Source organism: Pseudomonas simiae (genome assembly GCF_900111895.1).
Taxonomy (GTDB): domain Bacteria; phylum Pseudomonadota; class Gammaproteobacteria; order Pseudomonadales; family Pseudomonadaceae; genus Aquipseudomonas; species Aquipseudomonas simiae.
In genome coordinates this window covers 322047-342564 of sequence record NZ_FOKB01000001.1, presented here as the reverse complement: position 1 = coordinate 342564, position 20518 = coordinate 322047, and the positions used below count along the sequence as shown (strand labels likewise).

At 61.0% G+C, this 20518-nt stretch carries 20 protein-coding genes; 5 read left to right on the top strand and 15 right to left on the bottom strand.

Features of this window, described 5'->3' with window-relative positions; genetic code table 11:
* Positions 1 to 86 precede the first annotated feature (86 nt).
* Positions 87 to 3557, top strand: coding sequence for a hybrid sensor histidine kinase/response regulator (locus BMZ57_RS01560; RefSeq protein ID WP_044287611.1), 3471 nt, complete (start codon positions 87 to 89; stop codon positions 3555 to 3557).
* A 46-nt stretch (positions 3558 to 3603) separates the two neighbouring features.
* Here the strand turns inward: BMZ57_RS01560 and BMZ57_RS01555 are convergent, their stop codons facing one another.
* Both BMZ57_RS01555 and BMZ57_RS01550 read right to left on the bottom strand, forming a co-directional pair.
* The gene (locus BMZ57_RS01555) at positions 3604 to 4968 is read right to left on the bottom strand and encodes a DNA recombination protein RmuC (RefSeq protein WP_175439678.1); all 1365 of its coding nucleotides are present in this window, start codon (positions 4966 to 4968) and stop codon (positions 3604 to 3606) included.
* Positions 4969 to 5143: 175 nt separating this feature from the next.
* Positions 5144 to 5467, bottom strand: coding sequence for an SEL1-like repeat protein (locus BMZ57_RS01550; protein ID WP_029529074.1), 324 nt, complete (start codon positions 5465 to 5467; stop codon positions 5144 to 5146).
* A 457-nt stretch (positions 5468 to 5924) separates the two neighbouring features.
* Here BMZ57_RS01550 and BMZ57_RS01545 point away from each other — a divergent pair, with 457 nt between their 5' ends.
* From BMZ57_RS01545 to BMZ57_RS01525, 4 genes are all read left to right on the top strand, one after another.
* A complete protein-coding gene (locus tag BMZ57_RS01545) occupies positions 5925 to 6230 on the top strand; it encodes a hypothetical protein (protein WP_010208700.1) in 306 nt (101 codons plus the stop codon).
* 444 nt (positions 6231 to 6674) lie between these two features.
* Positions 6675 to 6899, top strand: coding sequence for a hypothetical protein (locus BMZ57_RS01535; protein ID WP_010208698.1), 225 nt, complete (start codon positions 6675 to 6677; stop codon positions 6897 to 6899).
* Positions 6900 to 7176: 277 nt separating this feature from the next.
* Entirely contained in the window at positions 7177 to 7659 is a 483-nt protein-coding gene (locus BMZ57_RS01530; RefSeq protein ID WP_010208697.1) for a hypothetical protein, read from the top strand.
* 146 nt (positions 7660 to 7805) lie between these two features.
* Entirely contained in the window at positions 7806 to 9095 is a 1290-nt protein-coding gene (locus tag BMZ57_RS01525) for an OmpP1/FadL family transporter (protein ID WP_010208696.1), read from the top strand.
* Between the two features lie 65 nt (positions 9096 to 9160).
* On the opposite strand, the gene BMZ57_RS01520 is transcribed toward BMZ57_RS01525, so the two are convergent.
* The 13 genes from BMZ57_RS01520 to cobO all read right to left on the bottom strand — a co-directional run bounded on the left by BMZ57_RS01520 (position 9161) and on the right by cobO (position 20478).
* Positions 9161 to 9712: a glutathione peroxidase gene (locus tag BMZ57_RS01520; RefSeq protein WP_010208695.1), complete on the bottom strand. Its 552-nt coding sequence runs from the start codon at positions 9710 to 9712 to the stop codon at positions 9161 to 9163.
* A 165-nt stretch (positions 9713 to 9877) separates the two neighbouring features.
* Positions 9878 to 11077 (bottom strand): MFS transporter, encoded by a 1200-nt coding sequence (locus BMZ57_RS01515; RefSeq protein ID WP_162098522.1) that lies wholly within the window; start codon positions 11075 to 11077, stop codon positions 9878 to 9880.
* A 64-nt stretch (positions 11078 to 11141) separates the two neighbouring features.
* The gene (locus BMZ57_RS01510) at positions 11142 to 11546 is read right to left on the bottom strand and encodes a MarR family winged helix-turn-helix transcriptional regulator (protein WP_010208689.1); all 405 of its coding nucleotides are present in this window, start codon (positions 11544 to 11546) and stop codon (positions 11142 to 11144) included.
* Positions 11547 to 11588: 42 nt separating this feature from the next.
* Positions 11589 to 12317, bottom strand: a complete 729-nt coding sequence (locus BMZ57_RS01505) for an adenosylcobinamide-GDP ribazoletransferase (protein WP_042571873.1) — start codon at positions 12315 to 12317, stop codon at positions 11589 to 11591.
* Positions 12318 to 12319: 2 nt separating this feature from the next.
* Positions 12320 to 12895 carry an alpha-ribazole phosphatase family protein gene (gene cobC / locus BMZ57_RS01500; protein ID WP_021490858.1) on the bottom strand — a complete coding sequence of 192 codons (576 nt, stop codon included), beginning with the start codon at positions 12893 to 12895 and terminating at the stop codon, positions 12320 to 12322.
* Positions 12892 to 13947 (bottom strand): nicotinate-nucleotide--dimethylbenzimidazole phosphoribosyltransferase, encoded by a 1056-nt coding sequence (cobT, locus tag BMZ57_RS01495; protein WP_045791773.1) that lies wholly within the window; start codon positions 13945 to 13947, stop codon positions 12892 to 12894. Before cobT ends, cobC begins: the two co-directional genes overlap by 4 nt.
* Positions 13944 to 14465: a bifunctional adenosylcobinamide kinase/adenosylcobinamide-phosphate guanylyltransferase gene (gene cobU, locus BMZ57_RS01490; RefSeq protein ID WP_010208684.1), complete on the bottom strand. Its 522-nt coding sequence runs from the start codon at positions 14463 to 14465 to the stop codon at positions 13944 to 13946. The genes cobT and cobU overlap by 4 nt, the downstream gene beginning before the upstream one ends.
* 91 nt (positions 14466 to 14556) lie before the next feature.
* Positions 14557 to 16008 carry a cobyric acid synthase gene (locus BMZ57_RS01485; protein WP_045791772.1) on the bottom strand — a complete coding sequence of 484 codons (1452 nt, stop codon included), beginning with the start codon at positions 16006 to 16008 and terminating at the stop codon, positions 14557 to 14559.
* Complete coding sequence (cobD, locus tag BMZ57_RS01480) at positions 16005 to 16994, bottom strand: threonine-phosphate decarboxylase CobD (protein WP_069673214.1); 990 nt, start codon at positions 16992 to 16994, stop codon at positions 16005 to 16007. The genes BMZ57_RS01485 and cobD overlap by 4 nt, the downstream gene beginning before the upstream one ends.
* Positions 16987 to 17895, bottom strand: a complete 909-nt coding sequence (gene cbiB / locus BMZ57_RS01475; RefSeq protein WP_021490863.1) for an adenosylcobinamide-phosphate synthase CbiB — start codon at positions 17893 to 17895, stop codon at positions 16987 to 16989. The genes cobD and cbiB overlap by 8 nt, the downstream gene beginning before the upstream one ends.
* The gene (gene bluB / locus BMZ57_RS01470; protein WP_044287618.1) at positions 17892 to 18542 is read right to left on the bottom strand and encodes a 5,6-dimethylbenzimidazole synthase; all 651 of its coding nucleotides are present in this window, start codon (positions 18540 to 18542) and stop codon (positions 17892 to 17894) included. Before bluB ends, cbiB begins: the two co-directional genes overlap by 4 nt.
* Positions 18539 to 19870: a cobyrinic acid a,c-diamide synthase CobB gene (locus tag BMZ57_RS01465; RefSeq protein ID WP_021490864.1), complete on the bottom strand. Its 1332-nt coding sequence runs from the start codon at positions 19868 to 19870 to the stop codon at positions 18539 to 18541. Before BMZ57_RS01465 ends, bluB begins: the two co-directional genes overlap by 4 nt.
* Positions 19867 to 20478, bottom strand: a complete 612-nt coding sequence (cobO, locus tag BMZ57_RS01460; protein WP_010208674.1) for a cob(I)yrinic acid a,c-diamide adenosyltransferase — start codon at positions 20476 to 20478, stop codon at positions 19867 to 19869. The genes BMZ57_RS01465 and cobO overlap by 4 nt, the downstream gene beginning before the upstream one ends.
* Positions 20479 to 20518 lie beyond the last annotated feature (40 nt).

Genomic DNA, 20518 nt, shown 5'->3' with positions numbered 1-20518 from the left:
TGGTCGACACTGACTAACCCCCAGCATTCTGCGAGACTGTCCAACCGGGCCCGGAATGCCCGGGTGTTCTTATGCTCGGAGTTACCATGACGCTGTCCAGCGGGCTGATCGCCACCGTTGCCCTGGCCTATATGGCCATTATGTTTGCCATCGCCTTCTACGGTGATCGTCGCCGTGCGCCACTGCCGCCGCGTATGCGCGCCTGGGTGTACAGCCTGTCGCTGGCCGTGTATTGCACCAGTTGGACCTTCTTCGGCGCTGTAGGCCAGGCTGCCGAACAGTTGTGGGCATTTTTACCGATCTACCTGGGACCGGTGCTGTTGTTGGTACTGGCACCTTGGGTGCTGCAGAAGATGATTCTGATCAGCAAGCAGGAAAACATTACCTCTATCGCCGACTTTATTGCGGCGCGCTACGGCAAATCCCAATCCCTTGCCGTGGTGGTCGCACTGATCTGCCTGGTCGGCGTGCTGCCTTATATCGCCCTGCAACTCAAAGGCATCGTACTGGGCGTCAACCTGCTGATCGGCGCCGGCGCCGACACCACCGGCACCCGCGCCCAGGACACCGCGCTGATCGTCTCGCTGGTGCTGGCGCTGTTCACCATTGTGTTTGGTACGCGCAACCTCGATGCCACGGAACACCACCGCGGCATGGTGCTGGCGATTGCGTTTGAATCCCTGGTCAAGTTGCTCGCGTTTCTTGCGGTCGGCGCGTTTGTGACCTACGGGTTGTACGACGGTTTCGGCGACCTGTTCAGCCAGGCCATGCTCGCGCCTCGCCTGGATGAATACTGGAAGGAGACCGTCAACTGGCCATCAATGGTGGTACAGACCGGTGTGGCCATGATGGCGATTATCTGCCTGCCTCGGCAGTTCCATGTCACGGTGGTGGAGAACATCGATCCCCAGGACCTGCGCCTGGCCAAGTGGGTGTTTCCCGCGTACCTGGTGCTGGCCGCGTTGTTCGTGATCCCTATCGCCCTCGGCGGCAAGATGCTGCTGCCCAGCTCGGTATTGCCGGACTCCTATGTGATCAGCCTGCCCATGGCCGAAGCCCATCCGGCGCTGGCCGTGCTGGCATTTATCGGCGGTGCGTCGGCGGCCACCGGCATGGTGATCGTGGCGAGCATCGCCCTGTCGACCATGGTGTCCAACGACATGCTGCTGCCCTGGCTGCTGCGTCGTTCCAGCGCCGAACGGCCGTTCGAAGTGTTTCGCCACTGGATGCTGTCGGTACGCCGGGTGAGCATCGTGATCATTCTGTTGCTGGCCTACGTCAGCTATCGCCTGCTCGGCTCTACTGCGAGCCTGGCGACCATCGGCCAGATCGCCTTTGCCGCCGTGACCCAACTGGCGCCGGCCATGCTCGGTGCGCTGTATTGGAAACAAGCGAACCGACGCGGTGTGTTCGCAGGGCTCGCAGCCGGTACTTTCCTGTGGTTCTACACCTTGGTCCTACCGGTAACGGCGAAAAGCCTGGGCTGGTCCCTCAGCCTTTTCCCAGGGCTGACCTGGATGCACTCCCACCCGCTGGGCCTGTCCGTCACCTCATTGACCTTGGGCACCGTGTTCTCCCTGGCGGGTAACTTCACGCTGTTTGTGTGGGTGTCGATGCTGTCGCGCACACGCGTGTCAGAACACTGGCAAGCCGGGCGTTTCATCGGCCAGGAAATCAGCCAACGCGCCAGCGCCCGCTCGATGTTGTCGGTGCAAATCAGCGACTTGCTCAGCCTGGCGGCGCGTTTTGTCGGTGAAGAACGCGCCCAGCAAAGCTTTATCCGCTTCGCCTATCGCCAGGGAAAGGGCTTCAACCCCAACCAGAACGCCGACAACGATTGGATCGCCCATACCGAGCGCTTATTGGCCGGCGTGCTGGGAGCGTCTTCGACACGCGCAGTGGTAAAAGCGGCCATTGAAGGTCGGGAAATGCAGCTGGAGGACGTCGTCCGCATCGCTGATGAAGCCTCGGAGGTGCTGCAGTTCAACCGCGCGTTGCTGCAAGGCGCCATCGAGAACATCACCCAGGGCATCAGCGTGGTCGACCAGTCCCTCAAGCTGGTGGCCTGGAACCGGCGTTATCTGGAGCTGTTCAACTATCCGGACGGGCTGATCAGCGTGGGCCGGCCGATCGCCGACATCATCCGCTACAACGCCGAACGCGGGCTGTGCGGGCCGGGCGAGGCCGAAGTACACGTGGCGCGCCGCCTGCACTGGATGCGCCAGGGCCGTGCGCACACCTCCGAGCGCTTGTTCCCCAATGGCCGGGTGATCGAGCTGATCGGCAACCCGATGCCCGGCGGCGGTTTCGTCATGAGTTTCACTGACATCACCGCGTTCCGCGAAGCCGAACAGGCACTCACCGAGGCCAACGAAGGCCTGGAACAACGGGTGACCGCGCGTACCTACGAACTGTCGCAACTCAACGTCGCGCTCACCGATGCCAAGGGCGTGGCCGAGTCCGCGAGCCAGTCGAAGACGCGCTTTCTGGCGGCCGTGAGCCATGACTTGATGCAACCCTTGAATGCCGCACGCCTGTTCTCCGCCGCCCTTTCCCATCAGAACGACGGCCTGTCCAGCGAAGCCCGGCAATTGGTGCAGCATCTGGACAGTTCCCTACGCTCTGCCGAGGACCTGATCAGCGACCTGCTGGACATCTCGCGCCTGGAAAACGGCAAGATCAATCCGCAGCGCCAGCCTTTTGTGCTTAACGAACTGTTCGACACCTTGGGCGCGGAGTTTAAAGCGCTGGCCCAGGAGCAAGGCCTGCGTTTCCGCCTGCGCGGCAGTCGCTTGCGCGTCGACAGCGATATCAAGTTGCTGCGGCGCATCCTGCAGAATTTTCTGACCAACGCTTTCCGTTATGCCGACGGCCCGGTACTGCTGGGCGTACGCCGACGCAAGGGCGAGCTGTGCCTGGAAGTGTGGGACCGTGGCCCCGGCATCCCGCTGGATAAACAGAAGGTGATCTTCGAAGAATTCAAGCGCCTGGACAGTCACCAGACCCGCGCGGAGAAAGGACTGGGGCTGGGCCTGGCGATCGCCGATGGCTTGTGTCGCGTACTCGGCCATCGGTTGAGCGTGCGCTCATGGCCAGGCAAGGGCAGCGTGTTCAGCGTGCGCGTGCCGTTGGCGCGCAATCAAGTCAGCGCTCCGATCAAGCCCCCCCAGGAAAACGGCCTGCCATTGAGCGGTGCACAGGTGCTGTGTGTAGATAACGAAGAGAGCATCTTGATCGGCATGCGCAGCCTGCTGACGCGTTGGGGCTGCGAGGTGTGGACCGCCACCGACCAGGCCCAATGCGCAGCGTTGCTCGCCGACGGCGTGCGCCCGCAACTGGCCATGGTGGACTACCACCTGGACCATGGCGAAACCGGGACTGAACTGATGGGTTGGCTGCGAGCGCAATTGGCGGAGCCGATTCCCGGCGTGGTGATCAGCGCCGACGGCCGCCCGGAGATGGTGGCCGAGGTGCATGCGGCGGGGTTGGATTATCTGGCCAAGCCGGTGAAGCCTGCGGCGTTGCGGGCGTTGCTGAGTCGGCATTTGCCGCTGTAGGGCGATCCAGCGCGGTCAAATATGGGAGTTTGCACACCGCCGTATTTTATTCGGGCAGGTGTGCCACACCATCGGAGTCGGTCATCGCCCGCTCCAGTAAATCCGCCGGCAGGCTTTTACTCGCCCGCGCGCCCAGCAACCGCAATTGCTCGGTCCGGCTGACCAGATTTCCGCGTCCATCTGTCAGCTTGTTTCGCGCCGCACTGTAAGCCTTATCCAACTGCTGCAAACGGTTACCCACTTCATCCAAGTCCTGGATAAACAGCACGAACTTGTCGTACAGCCAACCGGCACGCTCGGCGATTTCCCGGGCGTTCTGGCTCTGGCGTTCCTGTTTCCAGAGGCTGTCGATCACACGTAGGGTCGCTAGCAAGGTGGTTGGGCTGACAATCACGATATGGCGGTCGAACGCCTCCTGAAACAGGTTGGGCTCGGCCTGTAACGCAGCGGAAAACGCCGCTTCGATCGGCACGAACAGCAACACGAAATCCAGGCTGTGCAGGCCTTCCAGGCGTTTGTAGTCCTTGCCGGCCAGGCCTTTGACGTGATTTCGCAGCGACAGCACATGCTGCTTCAGGGCTGCCTGGCCAATGACGTCATCCTCCGCCGCCACATACTGCTGATACGCAGTCAGGCTGACCTTGGAGTCCACCACCACCTGCTTGTCGCCGGGCAACATGATCAGCACGTCGGGCTGGAACCGCTCGCCATCCGGGCCTTTGAGGCTGACCTGGGTCTGGTACTCACGGCCCTTCTCCAGACCTGCATGCTCCAGCACACGTTCAAGGATCAGTTCTCCCCAGTTACCTTGGGTTTTCTGCCCCTTGAGCGCGCGGGTCAGGTTGGTGGCTTCGTCCGACAGACGCAGGTTCAGTTGCTGTAGGCGTTCCAGCTCCTTGGCCAGGGAAAAACGCTCGCGCGCCTCGTTCTGGTAGCTTTCTTCCACGCGTTTCTCGAAGGATTGGATGCGCTCCTTCAAGGGGTCGAGCAATTGGCCCAGGCGTTCCTGGCTGGTTTCGGCGAAGCGCTGTTCGCGTTCGTCGAAGATCCTGCCGGCCAACTCGGCGAACTGTGCACGCAACTCATCACGCGAGCCTTGCAGGTCGGTCAGGCGTTGTTGATGACTGTCCTGTTGTTCACGCAGCTCGGCGCGCAAGGCCGCCGACAAGGCATCGAGGCGGCGTAGCTCGGTCTCTTTGGCGCTACGGTCGAGGTTCCAGGCGTGAGCGGCATCGCGGGCGTTGTCGCGGTCGATCTGCAGCAACTCGACTTCGCGACGCACAGCGGCCAGGTCAGCCTGCTTGGCGGCATTGGCTTGGCTCAAATCGCTGATCTCATCGCGGCTCGCATCCAACTGCGCGGCAAGACCTTCCTGGGCAAGCTGTGCGGTGGCCAGGCGCTCTTCGAGCAGTTCCCAGCCGGTCATGCGTGCGTTCAAGCGTCGCTGCAGCTGCCAGCACACGGCCAATAACGGCACGGCAGCGCCAGCGAGGCCCAAGGCAACACTGGTCCAGTCAAAAACCATAGACATGTCTGCCATCACCGAAAAAAACCAAGGTTAGCGGAGCAGAGGGCCTAAGGACAGCTCAGTCTTCGACCTGACCCAGTTCGCGCTGGGCGCGGCGGTCACCGGCACGGGCGGCCAGGCGCAGCAGGTCGTGGCCGATGCGGCGGTCGCGGGCATTCCCGCATTCGCGGCACATCAGTTGGCCCAGGCGGCTTTGCGCAGCGACCACACCTTCACGGGCCGGCTGCTTGAGCAAACGCCCGGCGAGGTGCTTTACGTTGGTGTTGTGACCCAAGCGCGGACTGTCGAGCAACCACAAGGCAACTTTCAAGGAGAAGCGCTTGGGAGCGGTAACAGTTTGAGGGGTGTCGGTAACAGAAGATGATACTGAGCGAAACTTCATAAAGCACTGTGAGACAGAACGGAAGGCGCGCCACTCTACTCTTTTTTTCGTACAGGTAAAGCTGAAAAAACTGTGCACGCCCGTTCTAGAGCAAGCGCTCGGGACAATCCACAGAAGCTGTGGATAACTCAGTGGACAACACGCCTTTAACTCGCGCAAAGCCCCATGGAATGGGGCCCGCAGTCAAACTGACGATTTTTTCACCAATAAAAAAAAGCCAGATTTTTCATTGACTTAAATTTCCATTGCAGGCAAATGGCGGCCTTGGAGTGCAGTTGACAGCGCGGTTACACACTCCGCAACCAATGTGCACAAGTACCCATTCGATGGTTATATCGCCGGCCTTTTTTGAAGCCACTCGCTACAAAAATGTTACCGCCTGGACAAACCAGGGACTTTTCAAATCTTTCCCGGCTCGCCACACTCCCCGACCTACAACGCAACAGTGGGTGAGTTGATGAAAGGGATTCTGTTATTCGCCGTGTTGCTATTGGCCATCTGCGCCGTTTCCTTGGGGATCAATGCAGCACTGCCGTCACCGGATGGGGCGCTGTTCGCCATCGCGATCCTGCTGTCGGCGGCGTTCACTGCCGTCAGCCTCTGCATCGAGCTGGGCGAAGGCCGGATAAACGACATCGGCGACGTGATGAAGGTGGTCGAGACCGGCCAATCCCTGCGCTTGACCCTTGCAGCCTACGGACTGGGCTGCTCACTGGCAGCAGCGATCACCGTCTTGGTCTATCGAGGCCTGTTGGGCGGCTGATAAAAGTTTTTTAGCTAACATACTTCCCTTACCGGTTTCAATCCGTTACTATCCGCGGCGTTAGTACCAAGCTGAAAGTCAATTCTGGTCGAACAACTCCCCTGCACAACACGGGATCGACCACCTCGATGGTTTCCAGGTATCACTTGCGACGACACTGCCTTTGAACAAGCAAAGGGTGTCGCGAAGTTTCCATACTCTGACCGAACCAACCTGCAAATTGATCAGGATCTTCACCCCGGGCCCAGAACCTTTGCCCCTGTTGTGTTGCCTGCCCTCCTAAGTACCTACCTGCCAGCCCAAGCGCGCCTAAATTATTAGCGCTTCAAACTGGCTGCTTTGTTCCAGTCGGGTTCTTCGTTTGATCAATGGTGATCAACGTTACTGGAACGTTTTAACGTTGCACGGTTCTTAATCCGTGTCATTTGTAGGAACACCAATAATATGAACGCTCAAATCCATACTCAGGATGCCATTCGCACCCTCACCAACGCTTTTGCTCCAATGAACTGCCTGATCATGGCCGCTCGCAAAGGCTGCTTCAGCTTCACCCTGGTCAACGAACACGGCATCGCTCGTCACAGCGAACGCCTGTACCCCGATCAATACTCCAGCGCAGAACCGCTGCAGGCCGTGATCGAGCGTACCCGTCAGGCATTGATTGCCTGATCGACCCGCGTCGCTGAAACACAAAAACCCTGTTTAAAAAACAGGGTTTTTTATTGCCCGGAATTTACCTATTGGGCCGTTGCACTCAGTTCAAATAGATATAACCGTTATAACTAAATGAATAAGATGTTTTAAAAACAGTCCTTTACATCACAAATATGACACTACACTTCAACTCAAGCGGCATGATCCGCTTCCGACGAGCCTGAGATCCGATCCACTGCTGCCAAGCCCCCCTCTCAGGCCTCGTCGACCACTTTCACGGATTGAGGCTTGTATGGGTATCGCTGCCAGCGAATTGTCTCGATATGTGATCCGGCCGACCTTGATGTACCTCGGCCGCCATCACCCGACGGCTGAGTCTCTCCTGCTGGGCATTGCCGCCAGCCAGTCGGAACTCGGTTCCGCCTTGCACGACCGGCGCGGCCACGGCCTGTACAGCATCACCGAACCACGCCATCGTGCCCTGTGGGACAACTATCTGGCGCTGGACCCCGAACGCGCCAGCCTGGTACGCGGACTCGCGAGCCAGCATGCGTTCCTCAGCGCACCGCAACTGGAGCTCACCGTAAACTTGCGTTATGCCACCGCCATCGCCTGGCTGTTGGTGGAACAACACACTCCTACACTGCCTCCACCCGGTGATGTCTTGGCCATGGCACGTATCTGGAAAGAAATTTTTCACCCACAAGGACGGCTGCGCGATTTCATTCAAGCCTGGCACACCTGTGTTTCACCCATGAATCACGTGGTTTGCTGACCGGGCAATTTGCAAGATTCGTCAAAAACCCTGTATTTTGGTCGGATTGTCCTACAAAACCGCTCTATCTCCTGCATTACAGCCTATAGCGCGATCTTAATTTTATTGTTACTTTCCGCAGCGGTGATCACCACGGAGTTCTAATAATGAAAAAAGTAATGCTCAAGACCACACTTAGCCTCGCCGTTGCCATGGCCTCTTCTCATATTTTCGCAAGTGGCTTTGCCCTTAACGAACAAGACGTCGCCGGGATGGGTACGGGTTTCGCAGGCCGCTCTTCTTCTGCCGAAAACGCCAGCACCGTTTATGGTAACCCTGCCGGTATGGCTCGCCTTGAAGGCCAGCAAGTCACTGGCGGTGTTGCGGCGATTGATGCCTCAAGCAACATCAAGGATGTCAGCGGCCGCTCCAGCGGCACGAACAAAGGCGATATGGTGCCTTTCACTGCCGTTCCTTTCGGTTTCTACACCAATAAACTCAACGATCAATGGGCTGTCGGTTTCGGCGTCTATGCTCCGTTTGGCCTTGTGACCGATTACGAAAGTGGCTTCCAAGGCAAAGCCTTTGGCAGCAAAAGCGAAGTGACCGTCATCACTTTCCAGCCGACGGTCAGCTACGCCTTCAACGATCGGGTTTCCATTGGTTTTGGTCCGACCATCAACCGTATCGCTGGTACGCTTGAGTCCGATATCAACCTGCCAGTCGCGGGTACCGGCTCCAACAACATCAAGATCAAGGGTGATGACACCGCCGTCGGCTTCAATGCCGGCCTGCTGGTTCAAGCTACTGACACAACGCGAGTGGGCCTGACCTACCACTCGAAAGTGAAGTACAAGCTCGAAGGCCATACCGAAGTGACCAAAGGCACCAACGTTCCAGCTTCGCTGTTGAACAATGGCCGCTACGACGCGTCGCTGAAGATCGACACACCTGAATCCTGGGACCTGTCGGTTACTCAAGATATGAGCGACGCGTGGAAACTCTACGCAGGCGCTACCTGGACCCGCTGGAGCCGCCTGAAAGACATCACCGTCAACAACGAAGGTGTATCGGCCGCAGCCGGTAGCGGTGTGTTGGCTCCGCAAATTGTCGGCACCATCAAAGAAGACCAGAATTGGCACGACACTTGGGCCTATGCCGTGGGTACCTCGTATCGTGTCACCAAGCAAGTGGTGCTGCGTACCGGCCTGACCTTCGACCAGTCGCCGACCAACAACACCGACCGTTCGCCGCGTATCCCAACCGGTGACCGGACTATCTTCAGTCTCGGCCTTGGTTACGATGTAATGCCGAATATGACCGTGGACCTGGCTTACTCCTACCTCAAGGAAGAACCAGTCAAGGTCGCTCGTGCCAACGCATTGGGCCAGTCCTACAATGCTAAGTACGAAAACAGCGCCAACGGTTTTGGCCTGGGCGTAACGTACAAGTTCTGATCTGACGCCGTATAAAAAAGCCCCGCCCTCCTGCAAAGGAAGCGGGGCTTTTTAATGGGCGATTGTCAGGGTTTGGAGGCCAACGCCTCTTCCACCGCCTTGATCAAATCCGGGCTGTCCGGTTTGGTGAGGCTGGAAAAATTGGCAATCACCTTGCCCTGCCTATCCACCACATACTTGTAGAAATTCCACTTCGGCGGCGCGTCGGTCTGCTGCGCCAATACCTTGAACAGGTGCACCGCATCCGGCCCCTTGACCTTTTGTGGCTCGGTCATGGTGAAGGTCACGCCGTAATTCACGTAGCAGACCTTGGCGGTTTCTTCGCCGGTCTTGGCTTCCTGCTTGAAGTCATCCGACGGCACGCCGATCACTTCCAGCCCTTCGCCCTTGTAGCGTTGATACAAAGCTTCGAGGCCTTTGAATTGTGGGGCGAACCCACAAAAGCTGGCGGTGTTGACGATGACCAGCGGCTTGCCCGCAAAGCGCTGGCACAGGTCGATGGACTCTTTGGCGCGCAGCTTGGGCAATTGGCCTTCCAACAGCGGCGGGCAACTGGCGGCCAGGGCAGCACTGCCAATGGCCATCAGGACGGGTACAGCGAGCCAACGCATCTGCATGTTATGTGTCCTTTGAAGAGACCTGACTAAAAGCAGCCAGACCGGAAACTTAACAGATCGACATGCCCAGTTGCATCAACGCCAGCCCGCCACGCTGCCAGCCCCACCAGGCCAACACCACCAGGACCAGCCCCGCAACCAGTATCACACCGTGTGCCACTCTGCTCATGCCGCCTCCATCTGTGCCTGCAATCGCGCCACCGGGCGCTCACGTACCGGCCAATTCAGGGCTGCGGCGAGCAGGCTCAGCAGGATCGCCACCTGCCAGATCAAATCGTAGTTGCCGGTTCGATCATAGACCACCCCGCCCAACCAGCCGCCCAGGAACGAACCGAGTTGGTGGAACAAAAACACTATCCCGCCAAGCATGGAGAGATTTCGCACACCAAACAATGTGGCGACGGTGCCGTTGGTCAGCGGTACGGTGGACAGCCACAGGAAGCCCATCGCCATGCCAAACAGGTAGGCCGTGACTTCAGTGACCGGCGCCCACAGGAACAGCACGATCACCACCGCGCGCAGCAGGTACAACCCCGTCAGCAAACGCGGTTTGGACATGCGCCCGCCGAGCCAGCCGGCGGTGTAGGTACCGAAGATGTTGAACAGGCCGATCAGTGCCAGCACCGTGGTACCGACGGTGGCCGGCAAATGCTGGTCCACCAGATAAGCCGGCAAATGCACGCCGATAAACACCACCTGGAAACCGCAGACGAAAAAGCCGAAGGCCAACAACCAGAAGCCGGAATGGGAGCAGGCTTCCTTCAAGGCTTCGCGCAAGGTTTGTTGGCCCGCCAGCACCGGCAATGGCCTGTCTTTGAGCATCGCCACCAGCGGCAGAATCAGCGCCACCATCAGGCCCAGCGCCAGCAATGCAGCAGACCAGCCCAACCAACTGATCAAACCCAAGGTGCCCGGCACCATGGCGAACTGACCGAACGAACCGGCAGCACTCGCAATCCCCATGGCCATGCTGCGTTTTTCCGGCGCCACGGCCCGACCGACCACACCAAGAATCACCGAGAACGAGGTGCCAGACAGACCGATACCAATCAGCAAGCCGGCGCTGAGGGACAACGACCACGCCGAATCGGACATGCCCATCAACACCAGGCCCGCCGCGTACAGGATGCCACCAACAAACACCGCTCTAGTGGCGCCAAAACGGTCAGCCAAAGCGCCGGTGAACGGCTGTGCCAGGCCCCAGATCAGGTTCTGCAAGGCGATGGCAAAGGCGAAAGTTTCACGGCCCCAGCCAAATTCGCTGCTCATCGGCGCCAGGAACAGGCCAAAACCGTGCCGCACACCCAACGACAACGCCAGAATCAGCGCACTCCCTACAAGAATCCAACCACTGGTGCGCCACATCGAGGTCATTTCTTATTCTCCGCTCGCGGGTATATACCCGCTTGTATTCGAACAAACCCCGCGCTCAGGCGAGTTCGTCCAGCAAGGCCAACAAGGTTTCGCGTTTTTCCGCGCCGAGTTGATCGATCAATTTTTGCTGCGCCGCTTCCCAGGCGGGTAATGCTGCGGCAAGTCGTGCTTCACCGTCCTCGGTCAACATCACCAGGCGGTTGCGCAGGTCATCGCCTTCCACCAGTTTTACCAGGCCCTCACCTTCCAGCACCCGCAGGTTCCGCCCCAAGGTGCTGCGATCCAGGCCCATGGCTTCCGCCAGGCTGGAAATACTCGGCTGATCGAGGCGCTGCAGGTTACACAGCAAAGAATACTGGGCGACGTTGATCCCGAAGCCATCAAGGGCGCCGTCGTAATGCCTGCTGACGCCACGGGCGGCACGTCGCAGGTTGGTGCACAAACATTGGGAGGCAAGCATAGAAGGTGTATATACCCGCGATTTATGAAATGCAAGAAAGTGTTACAGCGCCAGGCCGACCAGAACCACGACTTCCAGCAGTTCCAGCAAAGCGCCTGCAGTATCGCCCGTGGTGCCGCCCAGCCGATTGACCATCAGTTGGCGCAGCCCTATGAAGCAGATCGCAGCAAGTAGTACAGCCAGCCCGCCACTGAAGCCGCCAATGAGGATGCAGGCTAAACCACTGAGGATCAGTACCTGTTGGCCGACGATCCTCGGTAAATGATCCGACAATGCCTGGCCCAATCCGCCGGCACGTACATAGCGCGTGGTAAGAAACAGCGCCAGCATCGATGCGCGGCCAATCAACGGCGCCAGGATCAGTGCTGCGCCGTTAGGTTGCTCGATCAGGGCCACCAACGCAGTGAATTTGAGCAGCAGCACCATCCCCAGGGTAACCACGGCAATCGGGCCGCTGCGGGGGTCCTTCATGATCGTCAGCGTGCGTTCGCGGTCGCCAAAACCGCCGAGCCAGGCGTCGGCGCTGTCCGCCAAACCGTCCAGGTGCAGGCCACCACTGAGCAATACCCAGGCCGTCAGCAACAATGCGGCATGCAGCAACAACGGCGCGCCCATCAATACCGAGTTCAGGCCCCACAACAACACACCGAACAACAGACCGACGACCGGATAAAACAGCAGTGAACGCCCCAATTCCTGAGGCTGCGGCATACCCGGCAAGCGAATCGGCAGGCTGCTGAGAAATTGCAGGGCGATCCAGAATGGCAGCATGTCTACCCCACTTCCGTCAGTGTGCCGCCAGCATTGACGTGCAGACTGAACAGCCCGCCATGGCCCACTTCGACGTTCAACAGTTGCTCCCTCGGCAAACCACGCGCTTGCGCCAGTAACAGACGCATCACACCGCCATGACTGATCAACAACACACGCTCACCGGCATAGGCCTGATGCAAGCGCGCGACAGCGCCCAGAACCCGGTCGGAAAAGGCGCTGACAGGTTCGCCCTCCGGTGGTGTAAAGCGGTAGGGATCAGCCCAGAACAACCCCAGCCCTTCGGCGTCGGTCTCCATCAAGGCTGCCGCACTCTGCCCCTCCCAGGCACCGAAGTGCAGCTCTTGCAGATCCTTTTCCAGGGCCACCGGCACATGGAGCTGAGCCCCCAGTTCCTCGGCAAACCGCGCGCACCGTTGCAGCGGTGAACTGACCAGACGGTCCCACGGCCCCTGCGCCACCACGGCTGCGCGCATTTGCGCCCAACCCTTGGCGGTGAGTGCATCGTCCAGACTGCCGCGCAGGCCGCCGCCCAACTCGGTCTCGCCGTGACGCAGCAGGTCCAGGCGCAAGGTCATACCGGGCGGTCTGCCACGGCGGCTTCGGCGAAAGTCGCCATCTGACCGTGCAGCGCACATGCCAGGCGCAACAAGGGAACCGCCAGTGCCGCGCCGCTGCCTTCGCCCAGGCGCAGGCCCAATTCCAGCAGCGGCTTCGCGTCGAGGCTTTGCAGCACATGGCGATGACCTGGTTCAGCACCGCGATGGCCGAACACCAGCCACTCATGGCATGCCGGGTTCAAGCGCGTCGCAACCAGCGCTGCGACAGTGCAGATAAAACCATCCACCAGCACCACGATGCCTTCCTGCGCACAGGCCAGGTACGCGCCCACCAGTGCGGCAATCTCAAAGCCGCCGAGATTGAACAGCGTTTGCAACGCATCACCACGCTGGCCGGCATGTAACGCCAGGGCGCGTTCGATCACGGCCACCTTGTGGCTGACCCCCTGAGCATTCAACCCAGTGCCAGGCCCCGTGAGGTCACTGACCTGACAGTCCAGCAAGGCACACGCCAGCGCACTGGCGGCGGTGGTGTTGCCGATGCCCATCTCGCCACCGATAAACAGCTGTGCCCCGCTTGCCAATGCTCGCCGCGCACTGTCGCGGCCGGCTTGCAGGGCGAGCCCCCCTTGGGCCTCGGTCATTGCCGGGCCATTGACGAAGTTGGCGGTGCCCGCACCGATGTTCAGGTGGCGCACACCTGGCAGGTCCAGGGACGGCGTGACCGTGCCAAGGTCGACCACTTCCAACTGTGCCTCCAACTGTCGCGCCAAGACGCTGATGGCCGCGCCACCGCTGACAAAGTTGTGCAGCATCTGCCCAGTGACTTCCTGAGGAAACGCCGACACGCCCTCCGCTACCACGCCATGGTCACCCGCGAAGATGGCGATCCACACGTGGTCCACCAACGGTTTGACCTGGCCCTGCAAGCCGGCCAATTGCACCGCCAGGGCCTCCAACTGCCCGAGGGAGCCCGACGGTTTGGTCAATTGCTGCTGGCGCGCCAGGGCGTGTTCGTATGCGTGCGCGTCAATCGCCTTACAGGGGTTGAGCCACCAGGTGTCAGTCATAACGCAGTACCTTTCAACGTCAGGGGCAGGCCGGCAACTGTCAGGACAACACGCTGACAGCGCTCGGCCAAGGCTTGATGCAGCCAACCGGCTTCATCCACATAGCGGCGAGTCAATTCGCCCAGCGGCACGACACCCAGACCGGTCTCGTTGCTGACAAAAATGATTTCACCCGGCAGCACGGCCAGGGTTTCCAGCAACTGATCGCGCTCAGCCACCAGGCGATTCGAGTCTTCCAGCATCAGCAGATTGGTCAGCCACAGAGTCAGGCAATCCACCAGCAGACACTGCGCGGGCGCGGCGTTTTCGCGCAGCACGCGCGCCAATTCGACAGGCTCTTCGATCAGCCCCCAGTGATCGGGACGACGCTGGCGATGCAGGGCGACGCGTTCATTCATCTCGCCATCCAGCGGTTGGCTGGTGGCGATGTAAGTGACGGGCAAGCCGCTGTCGCTGGCGAGCTTTTCGGCAAGACGGCTTTTGCCGGAACGGGCGCCACCGAGGATCAGTTGCAGCATGGGACAGCACCTTGGGTTGGCTGAAAAGGCTCGGCCTTAAGGCCACTATCGCGGGCAAGCCAGCGCCCACATCGGGACCGCGTACTCACCGTCAGACCCCGCACAGCTTGCGCAATAAATCGGTGTCCAAGTGATTCTCCACCAGGTCCGCCAGGCGCTCGATATCGCGCTCGCGCAACGCGTGGTAATCCACTGCCTGCACATCCTGCAGACCGGCCCAGCGCAGCAAGGCGCTGCAGGCCGCCGGGCTTTCGAACAAGCCATGCAGGTAGGTGCCGAGAATTTGCCCGTCGGCACTTTGCGCGCCATCCGTGCGACCGTCATCCAGCAACACGGCAGCGTTCGACAAAGCGTCGCCAGACGTCACGCCCGCATGAATCTCATAGCCGCAGACTTCGGCATCCTCCAGCAACAGCCGCCCGCGCACGTTGCGCAACTGCTTCTCTTCTTCAAGCGTAGTGCTGAACGCCAGCAGCCCAAGCCCATCGCTGGAGCCGGCAGGCCCTTCCAGGCCCAGCGGGTCATGCACCTGCTCGCCGAGCATCTGCAGGCCGCCGCAAATGCCGAGCACCTTGCCGCCATAGCGCAAGTGCCGCGCCACGGCGGTGTCCCAGCCGTTGGTGCGCAAATAGGACAGGTCGCTGCGTACGCTTTTCGAGCCGGGGAGGATGATCAAGTCGGCGGCGGGGATTGGCTGGCCTGGCCCGATGAATTGCAGATCCACTTGAGGATGCAGGCGCAGCGGGTCGAAATCCGTGTGGTTGCTGATGCGCGGCAACACCGGCACTACCACCTTGAGTACCTGGGCCACCTTGTCGGTCTGGCGCCTGTCGATGCCGTCTTCGGCTTCCAGGTGCAGGTCCATCACGTAAGGCAACACGCCCACCACCGGTTTGCCGGTGCGCGCTTCCAGCCAATCCAGACCGGGTTGCAACAGCGCGATGTCACCGCGAAAACGGTTAATGATAAAGCCCTTGACCCGTGCCTGCTCCGTGGGCGATAGCAATTCCAAGGTCCCGACCAAATGGGCAAACACCCCGCCGCGATTGATGTCGGCGATCAGCAAAACCGGGCAATCCACCGCTTCGGCGAAGCCCATGTTGGCGATGTCATTGGCGCGCAGGTTGATCTCCGCCGGGGAGCCCGCGCCTTCCACCATTACCACGGGGTAAGCCTGGCTCAACCGGGCGTGGGAAGCCAGCACCGCTTGCATCGCGATGGATTTGTAGTCGTGGTAGGCCACAGCGTTCATGGTGGTGACGGCGCGACCGTGGATGATCACTTGGGAGCCGGTGTCACTGTTAGGCTTGAGCAACACCGGGTTCATGTCGGTGTGCGGCGCCAGGTTGGCGGCCTGGGCCTGCACAGCCTGGGCGCGGCCGATTTCGCCGCCTTCTGCGGTCACGGCGCTGTTGAGCGCCATGTTCTGCGGCTTGAACGGCACCACCGCCACGCCCTGACGGACCAGCCAGCGGCACAGCGCCGTCACCAAGGTGCTTTTGCCGGCGTCGGAGGTGGTGCCTTGCACCATCAGCGTGCTCATGTAGCGTCCTTAAAGGCGACCAAGGCTTCGTCCAGCCGTAGCCAGTCAGCCTCGGTGTCGGGCAGGCCGAAACGCAGACTGCTGTCGTGGACAAACAGCCGTAGCAGGATGCCGCGCTGGGCCATGAATTCGTGCATGCGTTCGGCGTGAGGCGTGATCAGCCATTGAAACAACGCGCAGCCACCCTGGGGGGGAAAGCCGTGGCGCTCCAGCAAGGTGAACAAACGCTGGCCTGCCTCGATGCAACGCACGCGTTGGAACGCCTGACCGGTGGTGTCGCGCAGACATATCTGACCCAACACCCGCGTCGGTCCGCTGACGGCCCAGGGGCCGACCTGTTCGGCCAGCAACTTGAGCAGCTTGCGCTCGGCCAATACAAAGCCCAGCCGCACCCCGGCCAGACCGAAGAATTTGCCGAACGAGCGCAACACGATCAGGCCGACCTGATGGGCGTGGCCCGCCAGGCTGAATTGAGGGGTGACATCCATGAACGCTTCGTCTACCACCAGCCAGCCGCCCCGCTGGGCCAGCCGCGAATGCCAGTCCAGCAAGCGTTGTGGGGCCAGGTTCAGGCCGGTGGGATTGTTGGGGTTGACCACCACCAGTACGTCGAGCCCCTCCAAGAAGAAGTCGACTTCCTGCTCTTGCACTTCGCGCACCACGTAGCCGGCGCGGCGCCAGGCTTCGGCGTGTTCGGCATAGCACGGTGACAACACGCCGACTTTGCCAGCGCGGCGCAGGCGTGGCAGCAACTGGATGGCCGCCTGGGAGCCGGGCACCGGCAACAGGTGTGCAGCGCCATAGTATTCGCTGGCGGCCTGCTCCAGGCCGTCGTCGGTTTCCGGCAGGCGCGCCCAGGCCCGCAGCGGGATCTCGGGAATCGGCCAGGGCCAGGGCGCGAGGCCGCTGGACAGGTCGAGCCAATCGGCCTCGGCTATCCCGTACTGAATCGACGCCCTGCGCAACCGGCCACCGTGCTCAAGCATAGAATTGCGCCCCCGCGCATAGGATCAGCAGCCACAACCATACGCCGCGCTGCACCAGTTGCCAGCCCCGGTCGATGGAATCGGCATCCGCCGCCGGGCCTTCGCCCAGTTGCGGACGCTGGTGCACTTCACCGTGATAGATGGCGGCGCCGCCCAACTCCACGCCCAGGGCGCCGGCACCGGCAGCCATCACCGGGCCAGCGTTCGGGCTGTCCCAGGTCGGGCCTTGGGTGCGCCAGCATTTGAGCGCCAGACGAGTCTTACCCAGTACCGCGTAGGTCAACGCCACCAGGCGTGCAGGAATGTAGTTCAGCACGTCGTCAATCTTTGCCGCCGCCCAGCCGAAGCGTTCAAAACGTTCGTTGCGATAGCCCCACATGGCATCAAGGGTGTTGCTCAGGCGATAAAGCACCACGCCCGGCACCCCCGCGAGCACAAACCAGAACAGCGCGGCGAAGACCGCATCGCTGCCGTTCTCCAGCACCGACTCAGTGGCCGCGCGGGCGACTTCGGTGCTATCCAGTTCACTGGTCTGACGGCTTACGAGGTAGCTCACGCGCTGTCGCGCTTCGTCCAGGTCATCGCTGCGCAAGGCCTGGGCCACCGGGATCACATGCTCGCCAAGGCTGCGCATGCCAAGCGCGCAGTACAACGCCAGGATCTCCAATACCCAGCCGATGTACGGCGCCCAGGATAAAGCCGTAGCCAGCAGAGTCAGCGGCACCACGGCGATAACCCACGCGGTCACGCCATGACTGCGCCAGCCGCGACCACCGGTATTGAAACGTTGCTCGATACGCCCGGCGAAATTGCCGAACGCCACCAGCGGATGCCAGCGTCTGGGTTCGCCCAGCAGCGCATCCAGCGCGACTGCAGCGACACACAGCAAGGCCACACTCATTGACTCACTCCCCACCCATTCTCATACAACATGTCACTCAGCGGCCGAGGCTCGGTCCAGCCTTCGAGTTGCAACATCGGGGCCGGGTAGAACTCGGCCACCGGCCCCAGGCACAGCACGGCCAAAGGTTTCGCGCCGGGTGGCAAACCCAGCAGATCAGCCAGGGCCTGGGGCTCGAACAGCGAGACCCAGCCCATGCCCAGCCCTTCGACACGGGCCGCCAGCCAAAGATTCTGAATAGCACAGGACAGTGACGCCATGTCCATTTCAGGCAACGTGCGCCGCCCAAAAATGTGCCGCTCACGGTCATCCATCAACGCCGCCACCAGCACTTCGGCGCAGTCGTGAATGCCTTCGACCTTGAGCTTCATGAACTCATCGGAGCGTTCACCCAGGGCTTCGGCGGTGCGTATGCGTTCTTCTTCCACCAGTTGTTGAATCTGCCCACGCAACGGACGGTCGCTGATGCGGATAAAACGCCAGGGCTGCATCAGGCCGACACTGGGTGCCTGGTGCGCGGCCTGGAGCAGACGATAGAGCAATTCCGGGGCGATAGTGCCGCCGCTGAAGTGGCGCATGTCGCGACGTTCAGCGATGGCGCGGTAGACCGCCTGGCGGTCGGCCTCGGGGAAGGCGTTGTCGGTCATGGCCTCATCGCCGGCAAGCCGGCGCCTACAGGATCGGGCGCGAACAATGCGGCCACCGCCTGGGGATTCGAGGGGAAGTAAAAGTGTACGTAGGAAGCCGTCATCCGCCCCTGCCGATAAACCGCCTCGGCACCGCGTCCGCCATTGGGGCTAAGGCCACGGGCAATCGGCTGCCATTCGGTGGTGGTCAGGGAGTGGTGATAGGTATGGCCGCGCAGCGTGCCTTCGGGCAATTCGACATTTTGCAGCGCCAAGGCCGCGAGTTTCTTCTGCATCACCGCATCGCCTTGCAGCAGGCCCACCAGTTCGGCGCGAACACCCTCGACGTCGGTCAGCGAGTCCAGCAGGTAGAGCATGCCGCCGCATTCGGCGAGCAGCGGTTTGCCGGCGGCATGATGAGCGCGGATGGCGTCAAGCATCGAGGTGTTTTCCGCCAGCGCCTGGTGGTGCAATTCCGGATAACCACCGGGCAGATAGAGGCTGTCGACGTCAGGCAATTTGCGATCGTGGATCGGCGAGAAAAACTCCAGTTCAGCGCCCATTGCCCGCAGCAGGTCGAGGCTGGCGCCATAGGTAAACGCGAAGGCTTCGTCGCGGGCCACGGCGATGCGCACACCGTTGAGCAGTGGCTGGGTTTCGATCACTTCCGGTGCGGCAAAGGTCACTGGCGGCGGCAAAGCCACTTCGCAACTGCTGCCCAGCGCTTGGGCGGCTGCATCGAGACGCACATCGAGGTCGTTCAGTTCGCTCGCCTGTACCAGGCCTAAGTGACGGCTAGGCAGTTCGATACCGGTCTCGCGGGATAACGCGCCGTACCAGCGCAGGCCTTCGGTGAGGCTGCCTTCGAGCAATTGTGCGTGACGCAAGGTGCCAACGCGATTGGCCAGCACCCCGGCAAACGGCAGATCCGGCTGATAACGTGCCAGGCCCAGGGCCAACGCGCCGAAGGTCTGGGCCATCGCCGTACCGTCAATCACGCCCAAGACAGGCACGCCGAAGTGTCGCGCCAGGTCGGCGCTGGACGGTGTGCCATCGAACAGGCCCATCACGCCTTCGATCAGGATCAGGTCCGCCTCCCCCGCCGCTTCCCATAGCAAGCGACGACTTTCCTGCTCGCCCACCATCCACATGTCCAATTGATACACCGGCGCACCGCTGGCGCGTTCGTGGATCATCGGATCGAGGAAGTCCGGGCCGCATTTGAACACGCGTACCCTGCGCCCCAGGTTGCGGTGCAATCGGGCAAGCGCGGCGGTGACGGTGGTTTTGCCCTGGCCGGACGCCGGTGCGGCAATCAAGACGGCCGGGCAATGACGGGGCTGATTCAAAGTTCGACGCCCTTCTGTGCCTTGATACCGGCTTGGAATGCGTGTTTGAGCATGCCCATTTCGGTGACGGTGTCGCCCATTTCGATCAGTTCAGGCTTGGCACCGCGGCCGGTGACCACCACGTGTTGCATCGGCGGGCGGGCTTGCAGGTCGCTGAGCACCTGGTCCAGGTCGAGATAGCCGTGCTTGAGGGCGATGTTCAGTTCGTCGAGTACGACAAGACCGATAGACGGGTCCTGCAGCAACTCGCGGGAAACCGCCCAGGCGGCTTCGGCGGCGGCGATGTCACGCTGGCGGTCCTGGGTTTCCCAGGTGAAGCCTTCGCCCATGACATGAAAGCGCACTTGCTCAGGGAAACGGCGGAAGAACAATTCCTCACCGGTACTGTTGCGCCCCTTGATGAACTGCACCACACCGCACTGCATGCCGTGCCCCATGGCCCGGGCCAGCATGCCGAACGCGGAGCTGCTCTTGCCTTTGCCGTTGCCGGTCAGCACCAGCAACAGGCCGCACTCGTTCGGGGAGTTGGCGATGCGTTCATCGATCACGGCTTTTTTGCGCAGCATGCGCGCCAGGTGGCGTTCGTCGCGGTCGGGGGAATCGGTCATGGCAGCTCTCCGTTGGGGCTGGACAAAAACGGCGGGCAGG